Annotated in this window: 16 protein-coding genes and 2 pseudogenes; 11 read left to right on the top strand and 7 right to left on the bottom strand. The window is 61.0% G+C overall.

All coding sequences use genetic code 11. The features are described from left to right. The first annotated feature begins 116 nt into the window (after window positions 1–116). Together EN851_RS09365 and EN851_RS37030 are read left to right on the top strand one after the other, a co-directional pair. Window positions 117–1,997: a cellulose synthase catalytic subunit gene (locus tag EN851_RS09365; RefSeq protein ID WP_127276084.1), complete on the top strand. Its 1,881-nt coding sequence runs from the start codon at window positions 117–119 to the stop codon at window positions 1,995–1,997. A gap of 430 nt (window positions 1,998–2,427) precedes the next feature. Continuing rightward, a complete protein-coding gene (locus tag EN851_RS37030; protein WP_245464269.1) occupies window positions 2,428–2,688 on the top strand; it encodes a hypothetical protein in 261 nt (86 codons plus the stop codon). A gap of 350 nt (window positions 2,689–3,038) precedes the next feature. Here the strand turns inward: EN851_RS37030 and EN851_RS09355 are convergent, their stop codons facing one another. From EN851_RS09355 to EN851_RS09345, 3 genes are all read right to left on the bottom strand, one after another. Further along, the gene (locus EN851_RS09355; protein WP_210212407.1) at window positions 3,039–4,043 is read right to left on the bottom strand and encodes a glycosyltransferase family 2 protein; all 1,005 of its coding nucleotides are present in this window, start codon (window positions 4,041–4,043) and stop codon (window positions 3,039–3,041) included. 44 nt (window positions 4,044–4,087) lie between these two features. Continuing rightward, window positions 4,088–5,014 (bottom strand): lysylphosphatidylglycerol synthase domain-containing protein, encoded by a 927-nt coding sequence (locus tag EN851_RS09350; RefSeq protein WP_135863801.1) that lies wholly within the window; start codon window positions 5,012–5,014, stop codon window positions 4,088–4,090. A gap of 184 nt (window positions 5,015–5,198) precedes the next feature. Continuing rightward, complete coding sequence (locus EN851_RS09345; RefSeq protein ID WP_127280528.1) at window positions 5,199–6,824, bottom strand: glycosyltransferase family 39 protein; 1,626 nt, start codon at window positions 6,822–6,824, stop codon at window positions 5,199–5,201. A 188-nt stretch (window positions 6,825–7,012) separates the two neighbouring features. Between EN851_RS09345 and EN851_RS09340 the strand changes: the two genes are divergently transcribed. Next, on the top strand, window positions 7,013–7,621 hold the full coding sequence (locus tag EN851_RS09340; RefSeq protein WP_135929042.1) for a DUF995 domain-containing protein: 609 nt from the start codon (window positions 7,013–7,015) through the stop codon (window positions 7,619–7,621). A gap of 809 nt (window positions 7,622–8,430) precedes the next feature. Here EN851_RS09340 and galE read toward each other — a convergent pair. Both galE and EN851_RS09325 read right to left on the bottom strand, forming a co-directional pair. Further along, window positions 8,431–9,456: a UDP-glucose 4-epimerase GalE gene (gene galE / locus EN851_RS09330; protein ID WP_135929040.1), complete on the bottom strand. Its 1,026-nt coding sequence runs from the start codon at window positions 9,454–9,456 to the stop codon at window positions 8,431–8,433. Beyond that, window positions 9,453–10,499, bottom strand: a complete 1,047-nt coding sequence (locus EN851_RS09325; protein ID WP_135929039.1) for a UDP-glucuronic acid decarboxylase family protein — start codon at window positions 10,497–10,499, stop codon at window positions 9,453–9,455. The genes galE and EN851_RS09325 overlap by 4 nt, the downstream gene beginning before the upstream one ends. 66 nt (window positions 10,500–10,565) lie before the next feature. Here EN851_RS09325 and EN851_RS09320 point away from each other — a divergent pair, with 66 nt between their 5' ends. Further along, window positions 10,566–10,790, top strand: a complete 225-nt coding sequence (locus EN851_RS09320; protein WP_135929038.1) for a hypothetical protein — start codon at window positions 10,566–10,568, stop codon at window positions 10,788–10,790. Window positions 10,791–11,558: 768 nt separating this feature from the next. Here the strand turns inward: EN851_RS09320 and EN851_RS09315 are convergent. After that, entirely contained in the window at window positions 11,559–12,026 is a 468-nt protein-coding gene (locus EN851_RS09315) for a carboxymuconolactone decarboxylase family protein (protein ID WP_127279835.1), read from the bottom strand. A 137-nt stretch (window positions 12,027–12,163) separates the two neighbouring features. Between EN851_RS09315 and EN851_RS09310 the strand changes: the two genes are divergently transcribed. The 6 genes and pseudogenes from EN851_RS09310 to EN851_RS09285 form a co-directional block, all read left to right on the top strand. Then, window positions 12,164–12,790 carry a TetR/AcrR family transcriptional regulator gene (locus EN851_RS09310; protein ID WP_245520714.1) on the top strand — a complete coding sequence of 209 codons (627 nt, stop codon included), beginning with the start codon at window positions 12,164–12,166 and terminating at the stop codon, window positions 12,788–12,790. A gap of 19 nt (window positions 12,791–12,809) precedes the next feature. Continuing rightward, a complete protein-coding gene (locus EN851_RS09305; protein ID WP_135929036.1) occupies window positions 12,810–13,418 on the top strand; it encodes a hypothetical protein in 609 nt (202 codons plus the stop codon). Beyond that, window positions 13,415–14,281 (top strand): 23S rRNA (adenine(2030)-N(6))-methyltransferase RlmJ, encoded by an 867-nt coding sequence (locus EN851_RS09300; protein ID WP_135929035.1) that lies wholly within the window; start codon window positions 13,415–13,417, stop codon window positions 14,279–14,281. The genes EN851_RS09305 and EN851_RS09300 overlap by 4 nt, the downstream gene beginning before the upstream one ends. A gap of 186 nt (window positions 14,282–14,467) precedes the next feature. Beyond that, window positions 14,468–14,920 (top strand): hypothetical protein, encoded by a 453-nt coding sequence (locus tag EN851_RS09295; RefSeq protein ID WP_127871448.1) that lies wholly within the window; start codon window positions 14,468–14,470, stop codon window positions 14,918–14,920. Window positions 14,921–14,954: 34 nt separating this feature from the next. Beyond that, window positions 14,955–15,356, top strand: a pseudogene (locus EN851_RS09290) (EamA family transporter); the annotation flags it as partial. A gap of 162 nt (window positions 15,357–15,518) precedes the next feature. Then, window positions 15,519–15,923 (top strand): annotated as a pseudogene (locus tag EN851_RS09285) (LysE family transporter); the annotation flags it as partial. On the opposite strand, the gene EN851_RS09280 reads toward EN851_RS09285, so the two are convergent. After that, entirely contained in the window at window positions 15,889–16,197 is a 309-nt protein-coding gene (locus EN851_RS09280) for a transcriptional regulator (protein WP_127280633.1), read from the bottom strand. The pseudogene EN851_RS09285 and the gene EN851_RS09280 sit on opposite strands and share 35 nt — an antisense overlap. A gap of 639 nt (window positions 16,198–16,836) precedes the next feature. Between EN851_RS09280 and EN851_RS09275 the strand changes: the two genes are divergently transcribed. After that, on the top strand, window positions 16,837–17,247 hold the full coding sequence (locus EN851_RS09275; protein ID WP_189343621.1) for a hypothetical protein: 411 nt from the start codon (window positions 16,837–16,839) through the stop codon (window positions 17,245–17,247). Window positions 17,248–17,516: the final 269 nt, after the last annotated feature.

Here is a 17,516-nt window from a genome sequence, read left to right as displayed (position 1 = left end):
AGTTAAGGATCGGTTAATTTAGTTGACTCTAATGAGATGTGGAGGGATTCTGAAGCCGACCTGAAAAGCGTGTCGGCCGTCGTTCGGCTGATGCTCGGAGTGGCGGCGGTAGTTGTATGAGTGTTTCCGCGGACGCAGGGATCATCAGTCCCAAGACCAGGCCGACCCGGCCGCGTGGGAGGATGCACGCCAACGCCGCGGCGCAGGTTCCTTTCCTGGTGCCCATATTGTCTCCGGTCCGGCAGTGGATCCTGCGGCTCGGCCTGGCTTCCTGGTTCGTCACTCTCGGCTTTTTCTGGATCTGGTGGCTGAAGCCGGACCATATCGGATACCTCGGGTCATACATCTTTGCGACGCTGGTGCTGGCCTGGCTGACCTTGATGCCGATGTATTTTCTGCTCAACGTGCACGCTTCGAGGAAGCCATCCAAGCTTGCCAGCATCCCGAAGCGCTCGCGGGTCGCCATGGTGGTGACCAAGGCGCCGTCCGAACCGTTCGCCGTGGTTGCGCGCACCTTGGAAGCAATGCTTACGCAGGACTATCCGCATGACACCTGGCTGGCCGACGAGGACCCGTCCGAGGAGACGGTTCGCTGGTGCGATGCCCACGGCGTGTTCATTTCGACGCGGCGCGGAAGGGAAGACTACCACCGCAAGACTTGGCCGCGCCGCACCCGTTGCAAGGAGGGCAACCTGGCGTTCTTCTATGACCACTACGGTTATGAGCGCTACGATTTCGTCGCCCAGATGGATGCCGATCACAGGCCGACGCCAACCTATCTCAGGGAAATCCTTTATCCTTTCGCCGATCCGGCGGTCGGCTATGTCTCGGCGCCGAGCATCTGCGACAACAACGCCGCCGAAAGCTGGGCAGCGCGTGGCCGGCTGTTTCCAGAAGGGATGTTTCACGGGCCCTTGCAGTCCGGCCATACCGGTGGCGGCGCGCCGCTTTGCATCGGCTCGCACTATGCCGTTCGAACCAAGGCGCTGAGGCAGGCGGGCGGTCTCGGTCCGGAGTTGGCCGAGGATCACTCCACCTCGATGCTGATCAACGCCGCCGGGTGGCGCGGCGTGCATGCGCTCGACGCCATCGCCCATGGCGACGGCCCGCAGACCTTTGCCGATCTCGTCACCCAGGAATTCCAGTGGTCGCGCAGCCTGATGACGATCCTGCTCGAATACTCGCCCACATATTTTCCCAAATTGCCCTGGAGGCTGAAGTTTCAGTTCCTGTTCTGCCAGCTCTGGTATCCACTGTTCGCCATCTTCGCATTGCTGATGTACGTCATGCCGATGTATGCGCTCTTCACCGGGCGCAACTTCGCCAACGTCATGTATGCCGACTTCCTTCTTCACTATCTGCCCAACGCCGTTGCTCTGGTGGGCCTGGTCATGATGCTGAAGGCATTCGGCCTCTCTCGGCCGCTGACGGCCAAGACGATAAGCTGGGAAGGCACGCTGTTTCTTTTCTTCGCACGCTGGCCTTGGGTACTGGCCGGCACGCTATCGTCGCTGCGCGATTATCTGACCAAATCCTTCGTCGATTTCCGTGTCACCCCCAAGGGCAGCGGTCCCAAAAGCCTGTTGCCGGTCCGCGCCTTCGTTCCCTATGTGGCGCTGGCCATCGGCGCGGCACTGCCCGTGTTGATAATTGAGCACCCTTTCGACGCGACCGGCTTTTTCTGGTTCGCGGCGTTCAATGCATTCCTCTATGGGCTTTTGGTGGTGGTGATCGTTTCAAGACACGTCATCGAGAACAAGATCCCGTTGCGCGCCAATGCCGCGAAGATGACCTTGCAGGCCTCGCTCGCCGTGCTGGCGCTCGCCGTGCCGGCCGTGGGCTTCTACGATCGCGGCATGGAAGGCGTCTACGGATTGCAGCAGGGCGCCGGCGGCTTGCGCATCGTGCGCATAGCCTATGTGATTTCCGGCGCCGGCCAGGGTAATATCGGTGCCCGCAATTTCTACTTCGATCCGGGTTGGGAAACGCCGCGCTGACGTTGAAGAGGCGCGCGCGACAACGCTTCCCGGAACATTCGCCTTGTGAGCCGGCGGCCGTCCGCGCAACCCCGGCGCAGTCTCAATAGATTCAGTTTTAATAATATCCGATCGAGTGCGGACAGACCGCGCTCATCATGTCGCTTGCGCGATTCTTAATAAGTATCCCCTAATATAAGATCATGATGCGAGCGGCGTGAGGCTGCTAGCGTGGCGCGGAACACAAAATAACCGACAATATATCCCCGCGCTCCAGTGGCTTATGTTTTTGCAGGGGACGTCGATGAAAACATATATTGGAAATTGGCCAAGGATCGGCAAGAAATATGCCTGTGCATTCGCAGCTGTTGCATTGATCTCGATGGTGTCCGGTTGTCAGAGTATGGATGCGACCAAGACCGGCTCGATCAGCACCAGGCCGGAGGCTCATATGCTTGGCCAGAAGGCTCACTACGTCCAGAAGAAACGGTTGCATCTGGTCGATCGCAAATCGCTCACGCGGATCACCAGCGTGACACGCACGAGAGAGGAGGCCTATGCGGCTTTCGTCCGGCCGCAGCGGATCGGCAAGACGGCGCCCGTGAAGGTTTCCTACAGTTTGGGCAATAGCGGGCCGTTGCTCGGTCACTCTCCCTGGATTTGCGGCCCGAGCGGCTTTGGCCAGCGCGCCAGCTGCCGTTCGCGGTACTGAAGCAATTACGGGAACAGTGTGTAACGGTTTTCCCGGGACAAGCGCGTAGCGCTTGCCCTTGCGAAACTGCCTGGAACAAAGAGATGGATTGGTTCGGCGTCCTCTTTGAAACTGTGAACCGTTCTAGGGCGTCAGACCTGGAAGTGGCGGCGTGATTTGACTTATGCAGCCGCCGCTCCGTTCCTCGCGGGGGGCGCGAGCCGAGGGCAAGAGGTTGGCGAGGGATTGCGCCTGATCTCTTGCCCGCGGTCGCCATTCCTGGCGATGGCAATCGGCGGACGCTGCCATTCTGTCCCTCGATCGGCACTTTCCGCCTGAAACCGAAATCCCTGTCCGGTATTCCGATCACGTCACGACAAACGGGCGGGGCGGTGCCAGCCGCTATCATTGTCTTCCGGCGCCGACCGCGGCCGCGCGACGTAGGCCGACGATCCGTTCGCTTCGTGATAGACGCGTGCCAGCATTTCCGCCAGCACGCCCGACGTCACCATCTGCACCCCGGCGATCAGCAGGAAGAAGCCGGTGAACAGCATCGGCCGTGTTCCGATGGCTTCCTCGAAAAACACCTTCAGACAAAGCAGATAGGCAAGGATCAGCGAACCCAGCGCGCCGAGCACGATGCCGATACCACCGAAGAAATGACCGGGCCGGGTGCGATAGCGCATGAAAAAATACATGAACACCAGATCGAGCACGACCCTGAAGGTGCGCGAAATCCCGTATTTGGACTGACCGTGAATGCGGGCGTGATGCGTCACCACCTCTTGTGCGATGCGTCGTGGGGTCGTCACCGTGGCCAGCCATGCCGGGATGAAGCGGTGCATCTCGCCATAGAGCTTGACGCTGCGGATGACGGTGCCGCGATAGACCTTGAGGCTGCAGCCATAATCCTTGAGGCGCACGCCGGTGACACGCGCGATCAACGCGTTGGCGATGCGCGAGGGGAGCCGGCGCATAAAAAACCCTTCCTGGCGATCCTTGCGCCAGCCGACCACCAGGTCGAGATCCTCGCTCAGCAAGCGGTAGACCATGCGCGGAATGTCGTAGGGATCGTTCTGCAGGTCGCCGTCGATCGTGGCGATGACGTCGCCGCGTGCCGCGTCTATGCCGGCCTGCATGGCGGCGGTCTGCTTGTAGTTGCGCACCAGCTCGACCGAATGCACATGCGGGCCGTATTGCGCCGCCAGGCGCCTGATCTCGCTCACGGTCGCGTCGGTGCTGCCGTCATCGACCAGCACGACCTCCCATGGCTGGCCATAATGTTCCATGGCCTGGTGAATCCGCGCCAGCAGCGGCTCGACGTTTTCGGCCTCGTTATACATGGGCACGACGATGGACAGCGTATGGTCCGGCATCACCGCGCCGTCGGGCAGTCCCGAAGCAGGGATAGGTAATACGGTCATAGGGATGGCTTCCTTGCAGATCCGGCGGCCGGGTTCCCCGGCAGCGTCGATTTCGAGGGAAACAGCCAGGCAATCGCGCCCGTGACGACAGCTGAGCACAGGATGAAGAGGTGCAATGCCAGCGCCGCCTGCAAGCCGCTCTTCATCGCAATTCCGGAAGTCAGCAGCGCCGCCGCCGCCGCCGCTTCGTAGGTGCCGAAACCGGCGACGCCTTGCACCGGCAATATCGCGGCGCCTTCGGCGCCGACGACGCCTGGAAAGGCGGTGGTGAACGATGTGCCAAGTATCAGCGCCAGCAGCCATCCCTGCACGGCGAGCTTCAGCGACCAGTTGGCGATCGTCCACCACCAGCCGTAGCGCGAGCGCCCCGTCGCCTCGGTGAAGATGTCGCGAAGCAAGCCGAGCTTGGCCACGATCTTGCCGCGCCCGGCCCAGTCATGCGGCGCGCGCGCCCAGCGCGGCAGGTACCATGCCACCGCGACCAGGACGGCCACGCCCGCGACCCTGATCGCCGGATGCAGGCCTGGCCAAACCGCCAACGCCAGCACGCCGACGACGAAGGCATCCTGCAGCCGGAACCACAGCAGCGAGGCGCTGGCGCGCATGAGCGGTACGCCGAAGATCTGGCGCAGGAGCAGGGGAAAAGCCGTCTCGCCGCCGCGGAAAGGGACGACGTTGATCATCGCGTTGTGGATCAGGATAACGCGCAGGCAGGCGCCGAAACGGCCTTGCACCTCGTCGCGGAACTCGTCGCAGACGCGCAGCGTTCGCAAGACATAGGTGACGAAAAAAGCGAGCGTCGCCACCGCGAGCGTCCCGGGCGTGACGCGGTCGAAGGCGTCGCCGACCGTCCTCCAGCGCGAGTCGCTGGTGAGCCAGACCAGCAGGGCCAGCGTCGCGACTATCGAGATTGCTCTTTTCAACCAATTCTCCGCTGGTTTTCGCCGCCTCGTCCGGGCGGCGGCAATGCGTGGTGCCCGGATGCCCATGGCGTCAACCGGACTCGGCGCCTGGCCCACCGCCTTGCCGAACTCCCGCGGACGAAATGCGGAGCCGTCGACTGCTGGGAGCATGTCCAAAACCCACGGCCCCCGACCGTCGCGGCTCTCAAGGGCGGGTGATCCTATAGACCAGCAAATCATCGGAATCCACAAGCTTGGTTCCGGTCTTGTCCAGATAGTCGATGACCCCGTTATGATGCTCGACGAACAGCAGGTCTTGCTTGTCGGCGGCGTTCTTGGCCGCGCCGAACAGATCTGCGCCTTGCGCGCGCAACTCCTCGAGCTGCGCGATCGCGGTGTCGTCGTCCGCGACGAATTTCGACCATTCGACATCGCCGCCGCCGGGCGGGAACACCCAGCCGCGCGCCCTGCTGTAGTAGACAGCCACTGGATCGCCGACCTCGGGCGCTATTGCGACGACGAGGTCACCCGGTTGTGCCAATCTCGCCAGTTCCTCGCCGAGCAGCTTGCCATTGATGGCAACCGGCTTCTTCATTGTCTTGACGAGGGGAAAGGTCGACCACACGAGCGTCACGGCCACGATACAGATCGAGCGCAGGACCATGGCCGGCGACGGAGCGTTGCCCCATGGCAGAGTTGCCAGGACCAGTGCTCCTCGGCCGCAGAACATCGCCAACGGGACATGGAAGATGTGGTAATTCCAGGGATTGCTGGTGATCTCGCGCGCCGCCGCCAGATAGACGGCCATGGCCGCCACCAGCCAAACATAAGGAATGGCCGAAAGTGTACGTTGTTTCTGGTTTTCGGCGGGGGGCGGCATCCAGAAGCCCACCGCGATCAGCACCATGAACGGATAGCCGTAGAACCACCAAACCGAGGTGTTCCACACCGATTTGAAGTAGAAGCTCTCCTTGAAGAATGTCCAGAAACCGGAATCCCAGATATAACCGCTGCCCGCGACATGAAATGGCGGATAGGTTCGGCCGAGATAGATCGCCCAGCTGAAATATGCGGCGATGATGGCCAGGCTCAAAAGCCCTGACAGGAACACCCTGGTCGCTTGCTTTCGCTTCTTCTCGACAATCCAGCAAACCATCAGGTAGAAAATGACGGCGCCGGCGGCGAGCCCCGGCGGTTTCGCCAGCACGCCGAGCGAGAAACTGACGGTGGCAACCGGCAAAAGCCAGCTGCTGCCGCCGGCCCAGTACCTCGCGAAAAGCCAGACGCCTGTTGTCACCAGGGCCAACATCGACGGATCTGGAAGAAACGAGCTGTCGATCATGATCGCCGCCGGCATCAGCGCATAGGCAAGCGCCGCCGCATGGGCATGCGTTTCGCCCCAGCATAGCGCCGTCAACCTGTGCAGCGAAAACACCGTGACCAGACCGAAGAAGGCCGCAACCATGCGGCCAAACCAGTCGTGCCAGCCGAAGAGTTGGTAGAGCAGGGCGGTCAGATAGCTGACGATCTGGAACTCGCGGCCCTGATAACTCGGCCCGGGCCCGGTCCAACTGACCTCAGGGAAGAAGATATTCCAGCTGCGCTGTTGAAAATTGTCGGCCATCATTGCTGTGCTTGTCTCGCGCCAGCTGAAGACGTCGACCAGCGGCAAGGTTATGTTGTGGAACCTGAACACGATCGCGATGAACAGGATCCCCAGCAAGATAGCCGTGTCGAGGTTCAGGTAATTGCGAGCAGCCGAGCCCCAAGCAGTCGGCTGCCGCGGGTATTGCTGAACCTCGGCCTGATTTAGTTCCGGGTCGGCGCCCATTTGAAACCGCATCCTCTCTGACGGATGTTGCTTTTACACGCGATTGTCAAAGGTGAAGGAGTATACGACGCAATCCTTAATTTTGGCGAAAGCGGGCGTCGCGAAAGTTGACATCGCAGCTCCCGCGGCTGTTAAATAGTTCACAGGCCTGTCGCGCCGACAGCGCTGCCTTGGGCCACAATACAGACATGCCAACGCCGATTGTACCGATAGCTCCGACCAGCTTGCCGCCGCTTGGCGTCGACCATCGGCCACACAACGAACCTCGTCGGACTGCAAGTTTCACGCCGCTGCTGTTTCTGTTCGCCTTCTGCGGTCAGGTGGCCCTCGCGGGAGCGACCCACGCGGCCGCCGCCAAAGACGGCGCACCTTCAAAAGCGGACAGTGCCACTGTGCCAACCCCCTATGAGCTGCAGCTTCTGTATGCCGATCGCACATGGGTGTGGAAAAACGGAGCGGCCTATTTCGCACGGGGCAATCGACGCCTCGAGGCCTGGACGTCGGGGCAGGATTCAGCCTCTGTCGCCGAGGGCAGGTGGCTGGTGACCAAGGACGGCAAGATGTGCATGGATGTCGCCTGGCGATCCAAGAGCTACAAGGGCAAACAGCAGCGTACCTGCTATAGCCATCAGATCAAGGATGGAACCATCGAGCAGCGCAAGGATCCGGACGGGGAATGGTACAGTTTCAAACGAACTCCCGAGGATCCCTCCGACGAACACCGAAAATTCGAACCTGGTAATACCAAGGCCGCTCAGTTTGAAGAGGCCCGTAAGTTGGTCGATTCCAAGAATTAAGGCTGGCCAGGCTGGGCCCACGGCATGACGGGAAACGCCGTTCCTGGCTCCATTGGCGCGTCCCCATATGGCATCGGTGACGGCGTGTGCGGCGTGTCGGAGTCAGGCAGGCTGCTTTTGCCGGGCCTGTGAAGAAGCTTGCGAATCGCTTATAAAAGCACGGAGCAGTCCGGCAGGAATTGCCGTCGCACCGACCGCCAAATGGTCGCATTCGATTCCTCTCTGACAGAACGACGAGACGATGGGTACACCGCCATACGGCTTTCATGAAATTTAATAATTAGTGATGTCTAATATTCTTGTGTGATGTGCGAGTGGTCACTGAAACGACGTGAGGCGGCGCAGGCGTCGCAACGCGTCCTGGCTTTTCCTCAAAGGCAAGGGACACATGGCGAACAATTCCGCAACGGGCGTATTTCGCCCAAGCAAGAAAGCCCTCTCTATTGTTGTGGTGGCGGTGACCTCCCTGGTTGCAGGGTGTCAGGTCATGGATGCGACCAATACCGGTTCCGTCATCATCACGCCAGCCGCGCACCCGGTCCAGAGCAGGCCTCCAGTCCAGCCATTCCAAGCTGGATATGTTGTGCAGTCGCTCAGGGCCGAGCCCCAGGTCCTGATGACAAGCACCACACGGACCACTGAAAGAACTTACGCTTTTGCACCGCCGCCGGTTACAACCCCGACGTTGGGACCTGTGAAGGTCGCTTTCAATCCCGTCGATGGCGCTACGTTCTCGGGCGGTTCGCCCTATGTCTGCAGTCCCAGCGGATTTGGCCAGCGCGCCAGTTGCCGAGCCCGCTCTCTGTGATCTATCGGGCAGATGCTGCCGCCTTGCTTGGCGGCAGTGTCTCCGGTTTCGTCCGCAGCCCGAAGAATGGGGCGGCCGTCCTGACGATCGTGTCGATGTCGGAAAGCTCAGGCACAAAGCCAAGATGCGCGCGCGCCTTGCTCGGATCGGCATAGAGTTCGGCCGGGTCCCCCGGGCGCCGGGCCCTGAAGACGGCCGGGACCGGTCTTGACGTCACCCGGCTGACCGCCTGGACAATCTCCCTGATGGATACGCCTTGTCCGGTGCCGAGGTTGACCGCTAGGCTTTGTCCTCCGCCTTCCAGGTGTTGGAGAGCTTTCAGGTGGGCGCGAGCCAGGTCGCTGACATGGATGTAGTCGCGCACGCAAGTCCCGTCCGGCGTCTCATAATCGGTGCCGAAGACCTCGATTTCATCGATGATGCCTGACGCCGCCATCAGAACCCTGGGAACCAGATGCGTTTCCGGCGTATGCCACTCGCCGAGTTCCCCGTCGGGATCGGCCCCACAGGCGTTGAAGTAGCGCAGGATGGCAAACTTCATTCCGTATGCGGACGCATAGTCGCCGATGATCTGTTCGCCCATCAGCTTGGTACGGCCATAAGGGCTGATCGGATTTTGCGACGAACTCTCGCGAACGGGCAATGCTTCCGGCACGCCGTAGGTGGCGCAACTGCTGGAGAAAATGATGTTTTCAATGGCATGCGCGCGTGCGGCATCGAGCACGGCGATGGTGCCCGTCACATTGGTCGAATAGTATTCGGCCGGCTGCTGGACGGACTCGCCGACATAGGCCAGCGCCGCGAAGTGGATGACAGCTGTCGGCCGGTACGTGGCGATCGCCGCCTCCACTGCGGCACGGTCCCGGATATCGCCGACGACAAGCGGACCCCAGGCGACGGACTTCTCGTTGCCGCGGGATAGATTGTCGAAGGCCACGGGCAGGTAACCGGCGGCGGCAAGCAGTTTGCAGGTGTGGCTGCCAATGAAGCCGGCCCCCCCTGTTACCAGGATTGCCTTCCCGGTCATGAAGCCGCGACACCCTTGGCCAGCCGCCTTCCGTAGAGCAGGGCATCGAAATAGTCGATGGTATGCGCGAGCCCTTGGGCCAGATTGATCCTCGGCTCCCAACCGAGATTGTTCCTGGCAAAGGAAATGTCCGGTTTGCGCTGTCTGGGATCGTCGACCGGCAGTGGCCGATGCACGATCTTCGACCTGGAATTGGTGTAGCCGACAACCAGCGTCGCGAGTTCCATGATGGTGAATTCGCCGGGATTGCCGAGGTTGACCGGGTGGGTAGGGGCACTCGGCGCGTTCATCAGCCGCATGAAGCCCTCGATCAGGTCGTCGGCGTAGCAGAAGGAACGGGTCTGCAAGCCGCTGCCATAGACGGTCAGGTCTTCGCCGCGCAACGCCTGGACGATGAAGTTCGAGACGACGCGCCCGTCGTCGGGCTGCATGCGGCGGCCGTAGGTGTTGAAGATGCGGGCAACGCGAATATCGAGGCCATATGTCCTCGAATAGTCGAAGAACAGGGTTTCGGCCGAGCGTTTGCCTTCATCATAGCAGGACCGCGGTCCGTGCGTGTTGACATTGCCGAAATAGCTTTCGGGTTGCGGGTGCACGAAGGGATCGCCGTAGACCTCGGACGTGGAGGCCTGGAATATCTTGGCGTTGTTGCGACGCGCCAGTTCCAACAGGTTCAGCGCGCCAAGCACGCTCGTCTTGAAGGTATGGATCGGATCTGCCTGGTAGTGTGGCGGAGAAGCGGGGCAGGCGAGATTGTAGATCTCGTCGAACCGGAGGTCCAAGGTCAATGGATCGACGATGTCGTGCTCGATGCAGCTGAATCTCGGATCGTGCAGCAGCGCATTGAGATTGTATCTTTTGCCGGTATGGAAATTGTCCACCGCGACGACGTCGTATCCGTCCTGCAAAAGACGTTCGCACAGGTGTGATCCCAGGAAGCCAGCGCCCCCGGCGACCAGAGCCCGGCTTCGGTTGTGGCCCTTGCCGTTGCCCTTTTGGTCGTTCCTGGAACCAAGTTTCAGAACCTTTACGACCTTACTCATTCAGTCCTCCTACGCACCGCACACGCTACCCCCACGGCCGGGGCAAAGTACTGCCCGGCCACGTTCTTGAAACGCGGCAATCCTCCGCATCCGCGGATCGCCATCATTGATGTGCGCTTGTCATTTTCTGAGTTTGCGGAGCCACTGCCGCGCGGCTTCTATGCTGCCGTTCAGCAGTCCATGCGCCCCGAGATCGCGATCACGCGCTTGGTGCCATCATCGCCGATTGCTCGCCCAAATTGCACATCCCAACGAATTGAAAATATACCTGTGGAAATTCCAGTCAACTAAATTAGCGATTTCTTAACCAATTGTGTTTGCCAATGGTTAATCATGAGGCGGCACGCCCGCTAGTCGCGTGCAGGCGGCCGTGGGCGCGGTTCCTCATTTTGAATCAGCATATTGGCTCGACCGCGAAGAGATTCCACATGCCACGGCGAGCTGTTCTCGGGCGCGCCATCAAAAAGCTTGATATCGAGGAATGCCGGGAAGTGCCCTCATGAGGCACTGGGATGCGCAGCCCCGGAGAACTACCCGAATGAAGAAGGTTCAGAACGATTCAAATCTTCAGGTTGCAATGAGATTGTTGCCCAAATCCGCTCGGGCTGCAGACGTAAACATTCGGTTGTGAAAACTTTGTCAGTATCGCTTTGTGAATGGAATCCGCATCGCAGCTGGCAGTGGCGCAGGGCAGACCAACAGTCAAAATTAGAAGGCAAAATCGGCCCGCGGGAATAAGGTTTAATCCCGATTTCTTTTCGTCGGGCCGCCCGTGATCTCTGTGCATTCGAGGTCCCTCATCCGTAAAGATGCGAGGCGACATTCCCCTTTCAGGCGCGTCGAATTTATAGTGGAATGCCGGCTATCTCGGCAATGGCATTTGAGGGTTTAGCAGGCTCTTGTCTATTGCGCGATCACGCATTCGGGTTGAACGCAGCCCTGGTGTGCGAGCCGTAAAATGGCCGAGGCTGACGATGGCCCGCTTCGCTGCGGGCCATCCCAGCCCTTTTGTCGAGTGTGATGGATCTCTCTTGAAGCAGGCCAGGCTTGCCAGCGGGCTTACTGCCCGCCCATTTCCTTCTTGAATGTGTCGAAATCGACCTGCATGCCGTTGAAGATCGTGCTCCAGTGGCGGGTCAGCGCCGCCATCGCCACGGCCTCCTGGATCTCCTCGTCGGTTGCGCCGGCTCGCTTGGCGTCCTGCGTGTCCGACCAGATGCAGTAGGTGCAAGGGATCTGTGCCGCCACGGCCAGGGAGATCAGCGACTTGACCTTGGGCGGTAGTGCCGTCTTGTCGCTGAGTTCGATGGCCTTGACCTCGGCCCAGGCACCGGGCAGACCGGTTTTGGGAAACTGTTTCACAAAGCTCGGTACACCGCCCATGGTCGACTGTATGTCCTTGAGGGTGGCATCATAGTCGTCGGCACGGGCCAGCCCGGTGCCGAGCGACAGGACGCAGGCAGCGGCGAACAGGAAAGCACGATGGGACGAAGACTGTATGGATTTGACGATGCGATGGTACGACATGGTTTCTCCTCTGGCCTTTGCTAGCCTTACGATGTAAGGTGATCGTGAAAATGAACCTTACACTGTAAGCTGTCAAGCCAGAGCTAATGGATCAATCAATCAAGAAAAAGAGAGCACGCGGGCGTCTGTCCCGCGAAATGATCGAGGATGCGGCTTTCGAGGTGATCGAGAGGGAGGGGCTTTCCGGTTTTTCGATGCGCAAGCTCGCCGCTGCGCTCGGCTGCGAGGCGATGAGCATCTACCATCACTTTCCCTCAGCGGCGCATCTGCACGAAGCGCTGGTCGACCGGCTGATCGGTGCGCTCGAAATCCCCGACGCCAGCCTTCCCTGGCGGCAAAGAATGCGCATCGCCATTGAGGATTTCCGCCGCATCGGCCGCGACCATCCCGCCTATTCCAGTTTCATCGTTACCTATCGGATGAACTCGCCAACTTGCCTTGTCTGGTTGAACGGCATTATCGGCTTGTTCAAGGACGGCGGCTTCGGCACTGAACTCAGCGCGCGGCTGTTCCGCACCGTCGGATACTATCTGATGGGCGCGGTGCTGGACGAGAATGCGGGCTATTCCAGAGGCCCGTCCGCGGTGAACACGGTCAGCGACGAGCAATTGGCCAGGGACTATCCAAATGTCATGGCAGCCGGGCGCTTTTTTGGTGCCGCCGAATTCGACAAGACATTCGAACTCGGCCTCGACATGGTGCTGGACGAAATGGAGCGCCTGCGCGACGGTGCGAATGCAAGCCAGCCGTCCGGCAAGGTTTGATTGCAAGGTGACCGCCTGAATGCGCTTTCTGTTTGTCCTGATCCTGTTGGCCGGCACCGGCATCGGTCTCATCTACCCCTGGGCGATGACGAATTTTTCCGGTCGCGAAATCGGCACCTGGCGGGTCTATGAGCAAGGCCGGTTCAGGCCGTTGATCGTATCGCTCAAAGGTCGAGATGCGCCGGTGCGGGTGCTGGTGGACCTGACGGCAAGGGCCGAACGCATCGTTTCGCAGCAGCGCACGGTGTTGACGCTGACCGCGGCCACCAATGGCCGCACGGTGCTTGCCTCGACGCTGCAGTTCAACCACGTGGACAATCCGCGCCAGGCCAGCCCGCAACTGCCCGACAAGATCTTTCGCGACGAAGCTGGCCTGATTGCCACTGTCAACCCTGGCGCCTACGTCTTCACCGTCGGCCCGGGCGACGCCGACGACATACCGATGCGAGCGGTCGACCTTGTCTTGCGCTCCGGCGTCGGGGAAATCGACGGCCGCTCGCGGCCGATAGGCTTCTCGCTGATGGCGGTCGGCTTGATCGGCTTCCTGCTGTCCTTGCGTTCCGGTGGCGGACGACCGGAAAATCCGAACTCGCAGCCGCCGCCACGCTGGGGCAGGGGTCCCACGTGAACTACCGCCACGCCTACCACGCCGGCAATTTTGCCGATGTCGTCAAGCATGTCGTGCTGACGCGCCTGCTCGAATATCTGAAGCAGAAGGACAAGGCGTTTCGTGTCGTTGACACCCATGCCGGCATTGGCCGCTACGACCTGTCGTCACTCGAAGCGCAAAAGACCGGTGAGTGGCAGGGCGGCATCGGCAGGCTGATCGATACCTCGTTCGACGCGAAGGCGGCGGCGCTGCTGGCGCCCTATCTGGCGGCGGTGCGCTCACTCAATCCCGAGGGCGGCGTGAAGAAATATCCAGGCTCGCCGTTGCTCGCGCGCAATCTCCTGCGCAAGCAGGACCGGTTGTCGGCGATCGAACTGCACCCGAAAGACGCCGCGAAGCTGAAGACGGAGTTCGCCGGCGATTTCCAGACAAGGGTGATGGAACTTGACGGCTGGCTTGCACTCGGAGCGCACCTGCCGCCGAAGGAAAAGCGCGGCCTGGTGCTCATCGATCCGCCCTTCGAGGAAGAGGGTGAGTTCGGCCGCCTCGTCGACGGGCTGGTGAAGGCGCACAAGCGCTGGCCCAGCGGCATCTACGCGCTCTGGTATCCGATCAAGGACCGTAGGGCGGTGATCGCCTTCAGGAAAGCGCTGAAGCAATCCGGCATCCCGAAAATCCTCGACATAGAATTCGAGATCAGGCCGGCCTCGTCGGAATCCAGCCTCGATGGCACCGGCATGGTGGTGGTCAATCCGCCCTTCACGCTGGAAGGTGAGTTGAGAACCGTATTGCCGGCGTTGCACAGATTGCTTGCGCTGGCAAAACCGGCGCACTGGTCGATGGAATGGCTGGCCGGCGAGCAGGTCCCGCCGCCGGGATAGCCGCCTTCGACCGCCGCGCTCGTTACGACCGCACGATCCGCCTTCTGGGGAACTTCGCCGCCGCCAGTGCATTGCTGCTTGCAGCAACTGTCCGGTACCGGTTTCTGGAAACCATTGTTTCGGCAACCGCTTGACCGCCGTCAAGCGAATCCGCACAGTGCGTGCAATCGACCTTGAGAGGCTGCCATGACTCGCTTCGCCAAATCCGCACTTGCTGCCCTGATTTCGCTCTGCACGCCGCTTGCCGCGCCTCTCGGGATCACCCAGGCGGTCAAGGCGGCTGACCTCGCCGTCTATACTGAAGACGATGGCAGCGTCTGCGGCGAATCATGGGTGCTGAGCAAGATCACGGATCGGTTCTCTTATCAGGTGCATCACGTGCCGCATCTGCCCGACGTCGCTATCACCGATTTTCGCGACATTCGCCAGCACCGCTACGAGCAAGCGAGCGAGGAATGGCCGATCGGCCGTCACTATTGCCGGGCAACCGTCAGCCTGTCGGATGGCCGGGATCGGTCGATCTTCTATCTGATCGAGGAAGGCCAGGGCTTTGCCTCGATCGGCGACAATGTCGAGTTCTGCGTCTCGGGCTTCGATCGATGGATGGTCTATAACGGCCGTTGCCGCGTCTTGCGCTGAACGCGTTTCTTCCTTTTCCGATCCTTTTTCGCGCCTGGCAACGGGGGCGATTATCGCCGCCTATGCGATGGTCGACGCGATTGGCGTTCGTGCTGCGGGCAATGTCGGCGCCTACACCGCCTGGGTCCTGCTGGCCTATGGCCTGTTGCTGCCGTCGACCTTCGTAGCTTTTCGCGGCAGGCTCGCCGTCGATGCTCGGGCACCGGAAACGTGGAAGGCGCTGGGCGGCGGCTTGTTCGCGCTTTTGGCCTATGGCGTCGTGGTGGCGGCCTTCGCACTCGGTCCTGCCGGTCCGATCACCGCGATCCGCGAGACCAGCGTCGTCTTCGCGGCCTTCATCGGTCGGCTGTTTCTCGGCGAGACGCTGACGCCCCGGCGGGTCGGCGCCTGCGCCGTCGTCGCGCTCGGCGCCATTTGTCTCGGCTTTCAGCCGTGATGACAACGCTCACGCTCGCCGACAAACGCTGCGATGCCGCTGCCATCGACAATTGTCGAGACGATCCTGATTATTCTGATGCCGGCAACGGCCGGTTCGGCTAGGCCGGAAACCCGAGAGCAACAAGTCACTTTCGGGAGCCTCCATGGACCTTGCCACCATCGGCTCTGGACCGCCGCGCCGGTGGTGCCGGAGCTGAAACCTGTCTCCGGGCGGGGGGGCTGCTGTCGATCTTCGCCACGGGTGTCGCACTCAATCTCGGCAATCCGAAAACGCCGTTGTTCTATGTGGCGCTGCTGCCGAACGTCGTCGGAACCTCGCTCGCATCAGCGCATCTCGGCAACCTGATCGCGGTGATCCTGGCTGTCGAAATTGTGGTGATCGGCGGGCACGTCGTTCTCGCCGGCCGCGCTCGTAGTCTGCTGCGAACACCCAGGATCGTGCGACGGGTGAACCGCGCGGCAGGCGGGGGTGATGATCGGCGCCGGCGTCGCGGTCGTCGCCACGTGCCGATGTTCGCTTCGTCGCTGGGCTATTTCCTGCGTTGTGCCTCGGCCTGATCGATGATCTTGCGAAGAAAGGCGATGTGACCGCGAAAGGCCCGCCGTCCTGCCGTCGTGGCGCTGACCCGTGTCTGCGGCCGACGCCCGACAAAAAGTTTTTCAATGTCGACATAGCCAGCTCTGGCCAGTGTGTCGAGATGTGCCCCGAGATTGCCGTCGGTGGCTTCGATCATGGCTTTCAACTGGGTGAACTCCAAGGCCTCGCGCCTTTCCAGCGTGTTCAGGACGGCCATGATCCTGAGACGCGTACTCTGGTGGATAATGTCGTCGGCGCTCATCAATGGCTCCAATGCGGCAAAGCCTTGGCCTGTCGCCGTGTGACTCGGCAATCCCTGCCAGCGGGTGTCACTTGCCTTTGTATGACCGAAATCGAAGGCGCGATCGGACTCCGTGACAGAATACTCTGCCATACAGAGTATTCTGTCAATCAGAAAGCTGCTGCTCGAAACATGCTTGACAAGGTGATCTTCAGATCGGGCGTCGCATCGCGCTCGTGATCCGCACGGACCGCTCTCTTGCAAAAGATGATCGCTCGATGAAACGGCAAGTCATGATCTTCACGACCAAAGATCGTGCGTGAAGTTGCTCGCTAATCTTCGGAGCTTGATGGCGAGCTCGCATCGCGAATGCCGATGTCGAATTGCTGGCGATGTCGGAAGATCAACCGCGGATTTTTCCGGTGATGAGTGTGATTGTGTGGCGATCGCAACCAAAATTTAAGGTGAGAAAATCATACCATTGCTTCGCTGGCTAGCGAGACGCGAGTCAGATATGCATTGCGCGCCGGGGTCATTCACGGCCATCGGCATAACGTGAAGGGGCATGACATGGCTAAGCAGTCATCTAAAGCGCCGGCATCCAAGACTCCGGCAAAGAAAGCACCCGCAAAAGCAGTCGCGGCGAAGGCCGCTACGGCAGTGAAGAAAGCAGCGCCTGCGAAGGCGGCGGCAAAGCCCGCAGCGAAAGCAGCACCGGCCAAGAAGCCGGCGCCCGCCAAGGCTGCTGCGAAGCCGGCAGTGAAGAAGGCAGCGCCCGCCAAGGCAGCGGCAAAGCCGGCAGCGAAGGCGGCACCGGCGAAGAAGCCAGCGGCCAAGGCGGCGGCAAAGCCCGCGGCGAAAGCGGCTGCAAAGCCCGCGGCGAAGGCGGCGGCAAAGCCCGCGGCCAAGAAGGCAGCACCCGCCAAGGCTGCGGCGAAGCCCGCCGCGAAGGCCGCGGCAAGGCCAGCCATGAAAGCAGCAGCAGCCGCAACCAAGCCGGCGGTGAAGAAAGCCGCCGCCCCGAAGGCAAAGGCAGCGCCTGCGAAAGCGAAGGCTCCGGCCAAGAAGTAGACGGAGCGTTGGGGCGTCACGTGTCCTTCGGGACACGGCAAGGACGCTCTGACGTTCTGTGTAGGAGCATATTCGGCAGCGGGTTCAGCCTTCGGGGCTGAGCGTCGGTAACGGGCCGAGGGGCAAGCAAAGCGAGGCGCCGGTTGGCTGCCTCGCTCGCCCCACTCTTTCCCTCCTGCCGTGGTTGGCGAAGGTCACGGCACGGCTTCTGGCGCCTCTGAAGTATGGGCGCCTGTGAAGTGTGAATGCAGGTTCGAATTCCAGCGGCT

It is taken from the genome of Mesorhizobium sp. M8A.F.Ca.ET.208.01.1.1, assembly GCF_004791315.1.
Classification (GTDB): domain Bacteria; phylum Pseudomonadota; class Alphaproteobacteria; order Rhizobiales; family Rhizobiaceae; genus Mesorhizobium.
Note: the sequence above shows the minus strand (reverse complement) of the source record. Positions and strands in the feature narration are given on the sequence as shown.

What these genes read in the sequence shown, in the direction of transcription:
- EN851_RS09365 (WP_127276084.1), top strand. Translation starts at nt 117, where the DNA reads ATGAGTGTTTCCGCGGACGCAGGGATCATCAGTCCCAAGACCAGGCCG.
- EN851_RS37030 (WP_245464269.1), top strand. Translation starts at nt 2,428, where the DNA reads ATGCTTGGCCAGAAGGCTCACTACGTCCAGAAGAAACGGTTGCATCTG.
- EN851_RS09355 (WP_210212407.1), bottom strand. Translation starts at nt 4,043, where the DNA reads ATGCCGGACCATACGCTGTCCATCGTCGTGCCCATGTATAACGAGGCC.
- EN851_RS09345 (WP_127280528.1), bottom strand. Translation starts at nt 6,824, where the DNA reads ATGGGCGCCGACCCGGAACTAAATCAGGCCGAGGTTCAGCAATACCCG.
- EN851_RS09340 (WP_135929042.1), top strand. Translation starts at nt 7,013, where the DNA reads ATGCCAACGCCGATTGTACCGATAGCTCCGACCAGCTTGCCGCCGCTT.
- galE (WP_135929040.1), bottom strand. Translation starts at nt 9,456, where the DNA reads ATGACCGGGAAGGCAATCCTGGTAACAGGGGGGGCCGGCTTCATTGGC.
- EN851_RS09325 (WP_135929039.1), bottom strand. Translation starts at nt 10,499, where the DNA reads ATGAGTAAGGTCGTAAAGGTTCTGAAACTTGGTTCCAGGAACGACCAA.
- EN851_RS09315 (WP_127279835.1), bottom strand. Translation starts at nt 12,026, where the DNA reads ATGTCGTACCATCGCATCGTCAAATCCATACAGTCTTCGTCCCATCGT.
- EN851_RS09310 (WP_245520714.1), top strand. Translation starts at nt 12,164, where the DNA reads ATGATCGAGGATGCGGCTTTCGAGGTGATCGAGAGGGAGGGGCTTTCC.
- EN851_RS09305 (WP_135929036.1), top strand. Translation starts at nt 12,810, where the DNA reads ATGCGCTTTCTGTTTGTCCTGATCCTGTTGGCCGGCACCGGCATCGGT.
- EN851_RS09295 (WP_127871448.1), top strand. Translation starts at nt 14,468, where the DNA reads ATGACTCGCTTCGCCAAATCCGCACTTGCTGCCCTGATTTCGCTCTGC.
- EN851_RS09280 (WP_127280633.1), bottom strand. Translation starts at nt 16,197, where the DNA reads ATGAGCGCCGACGACATTATCCACCAGAGTACGCGTCTCAGGATCATG.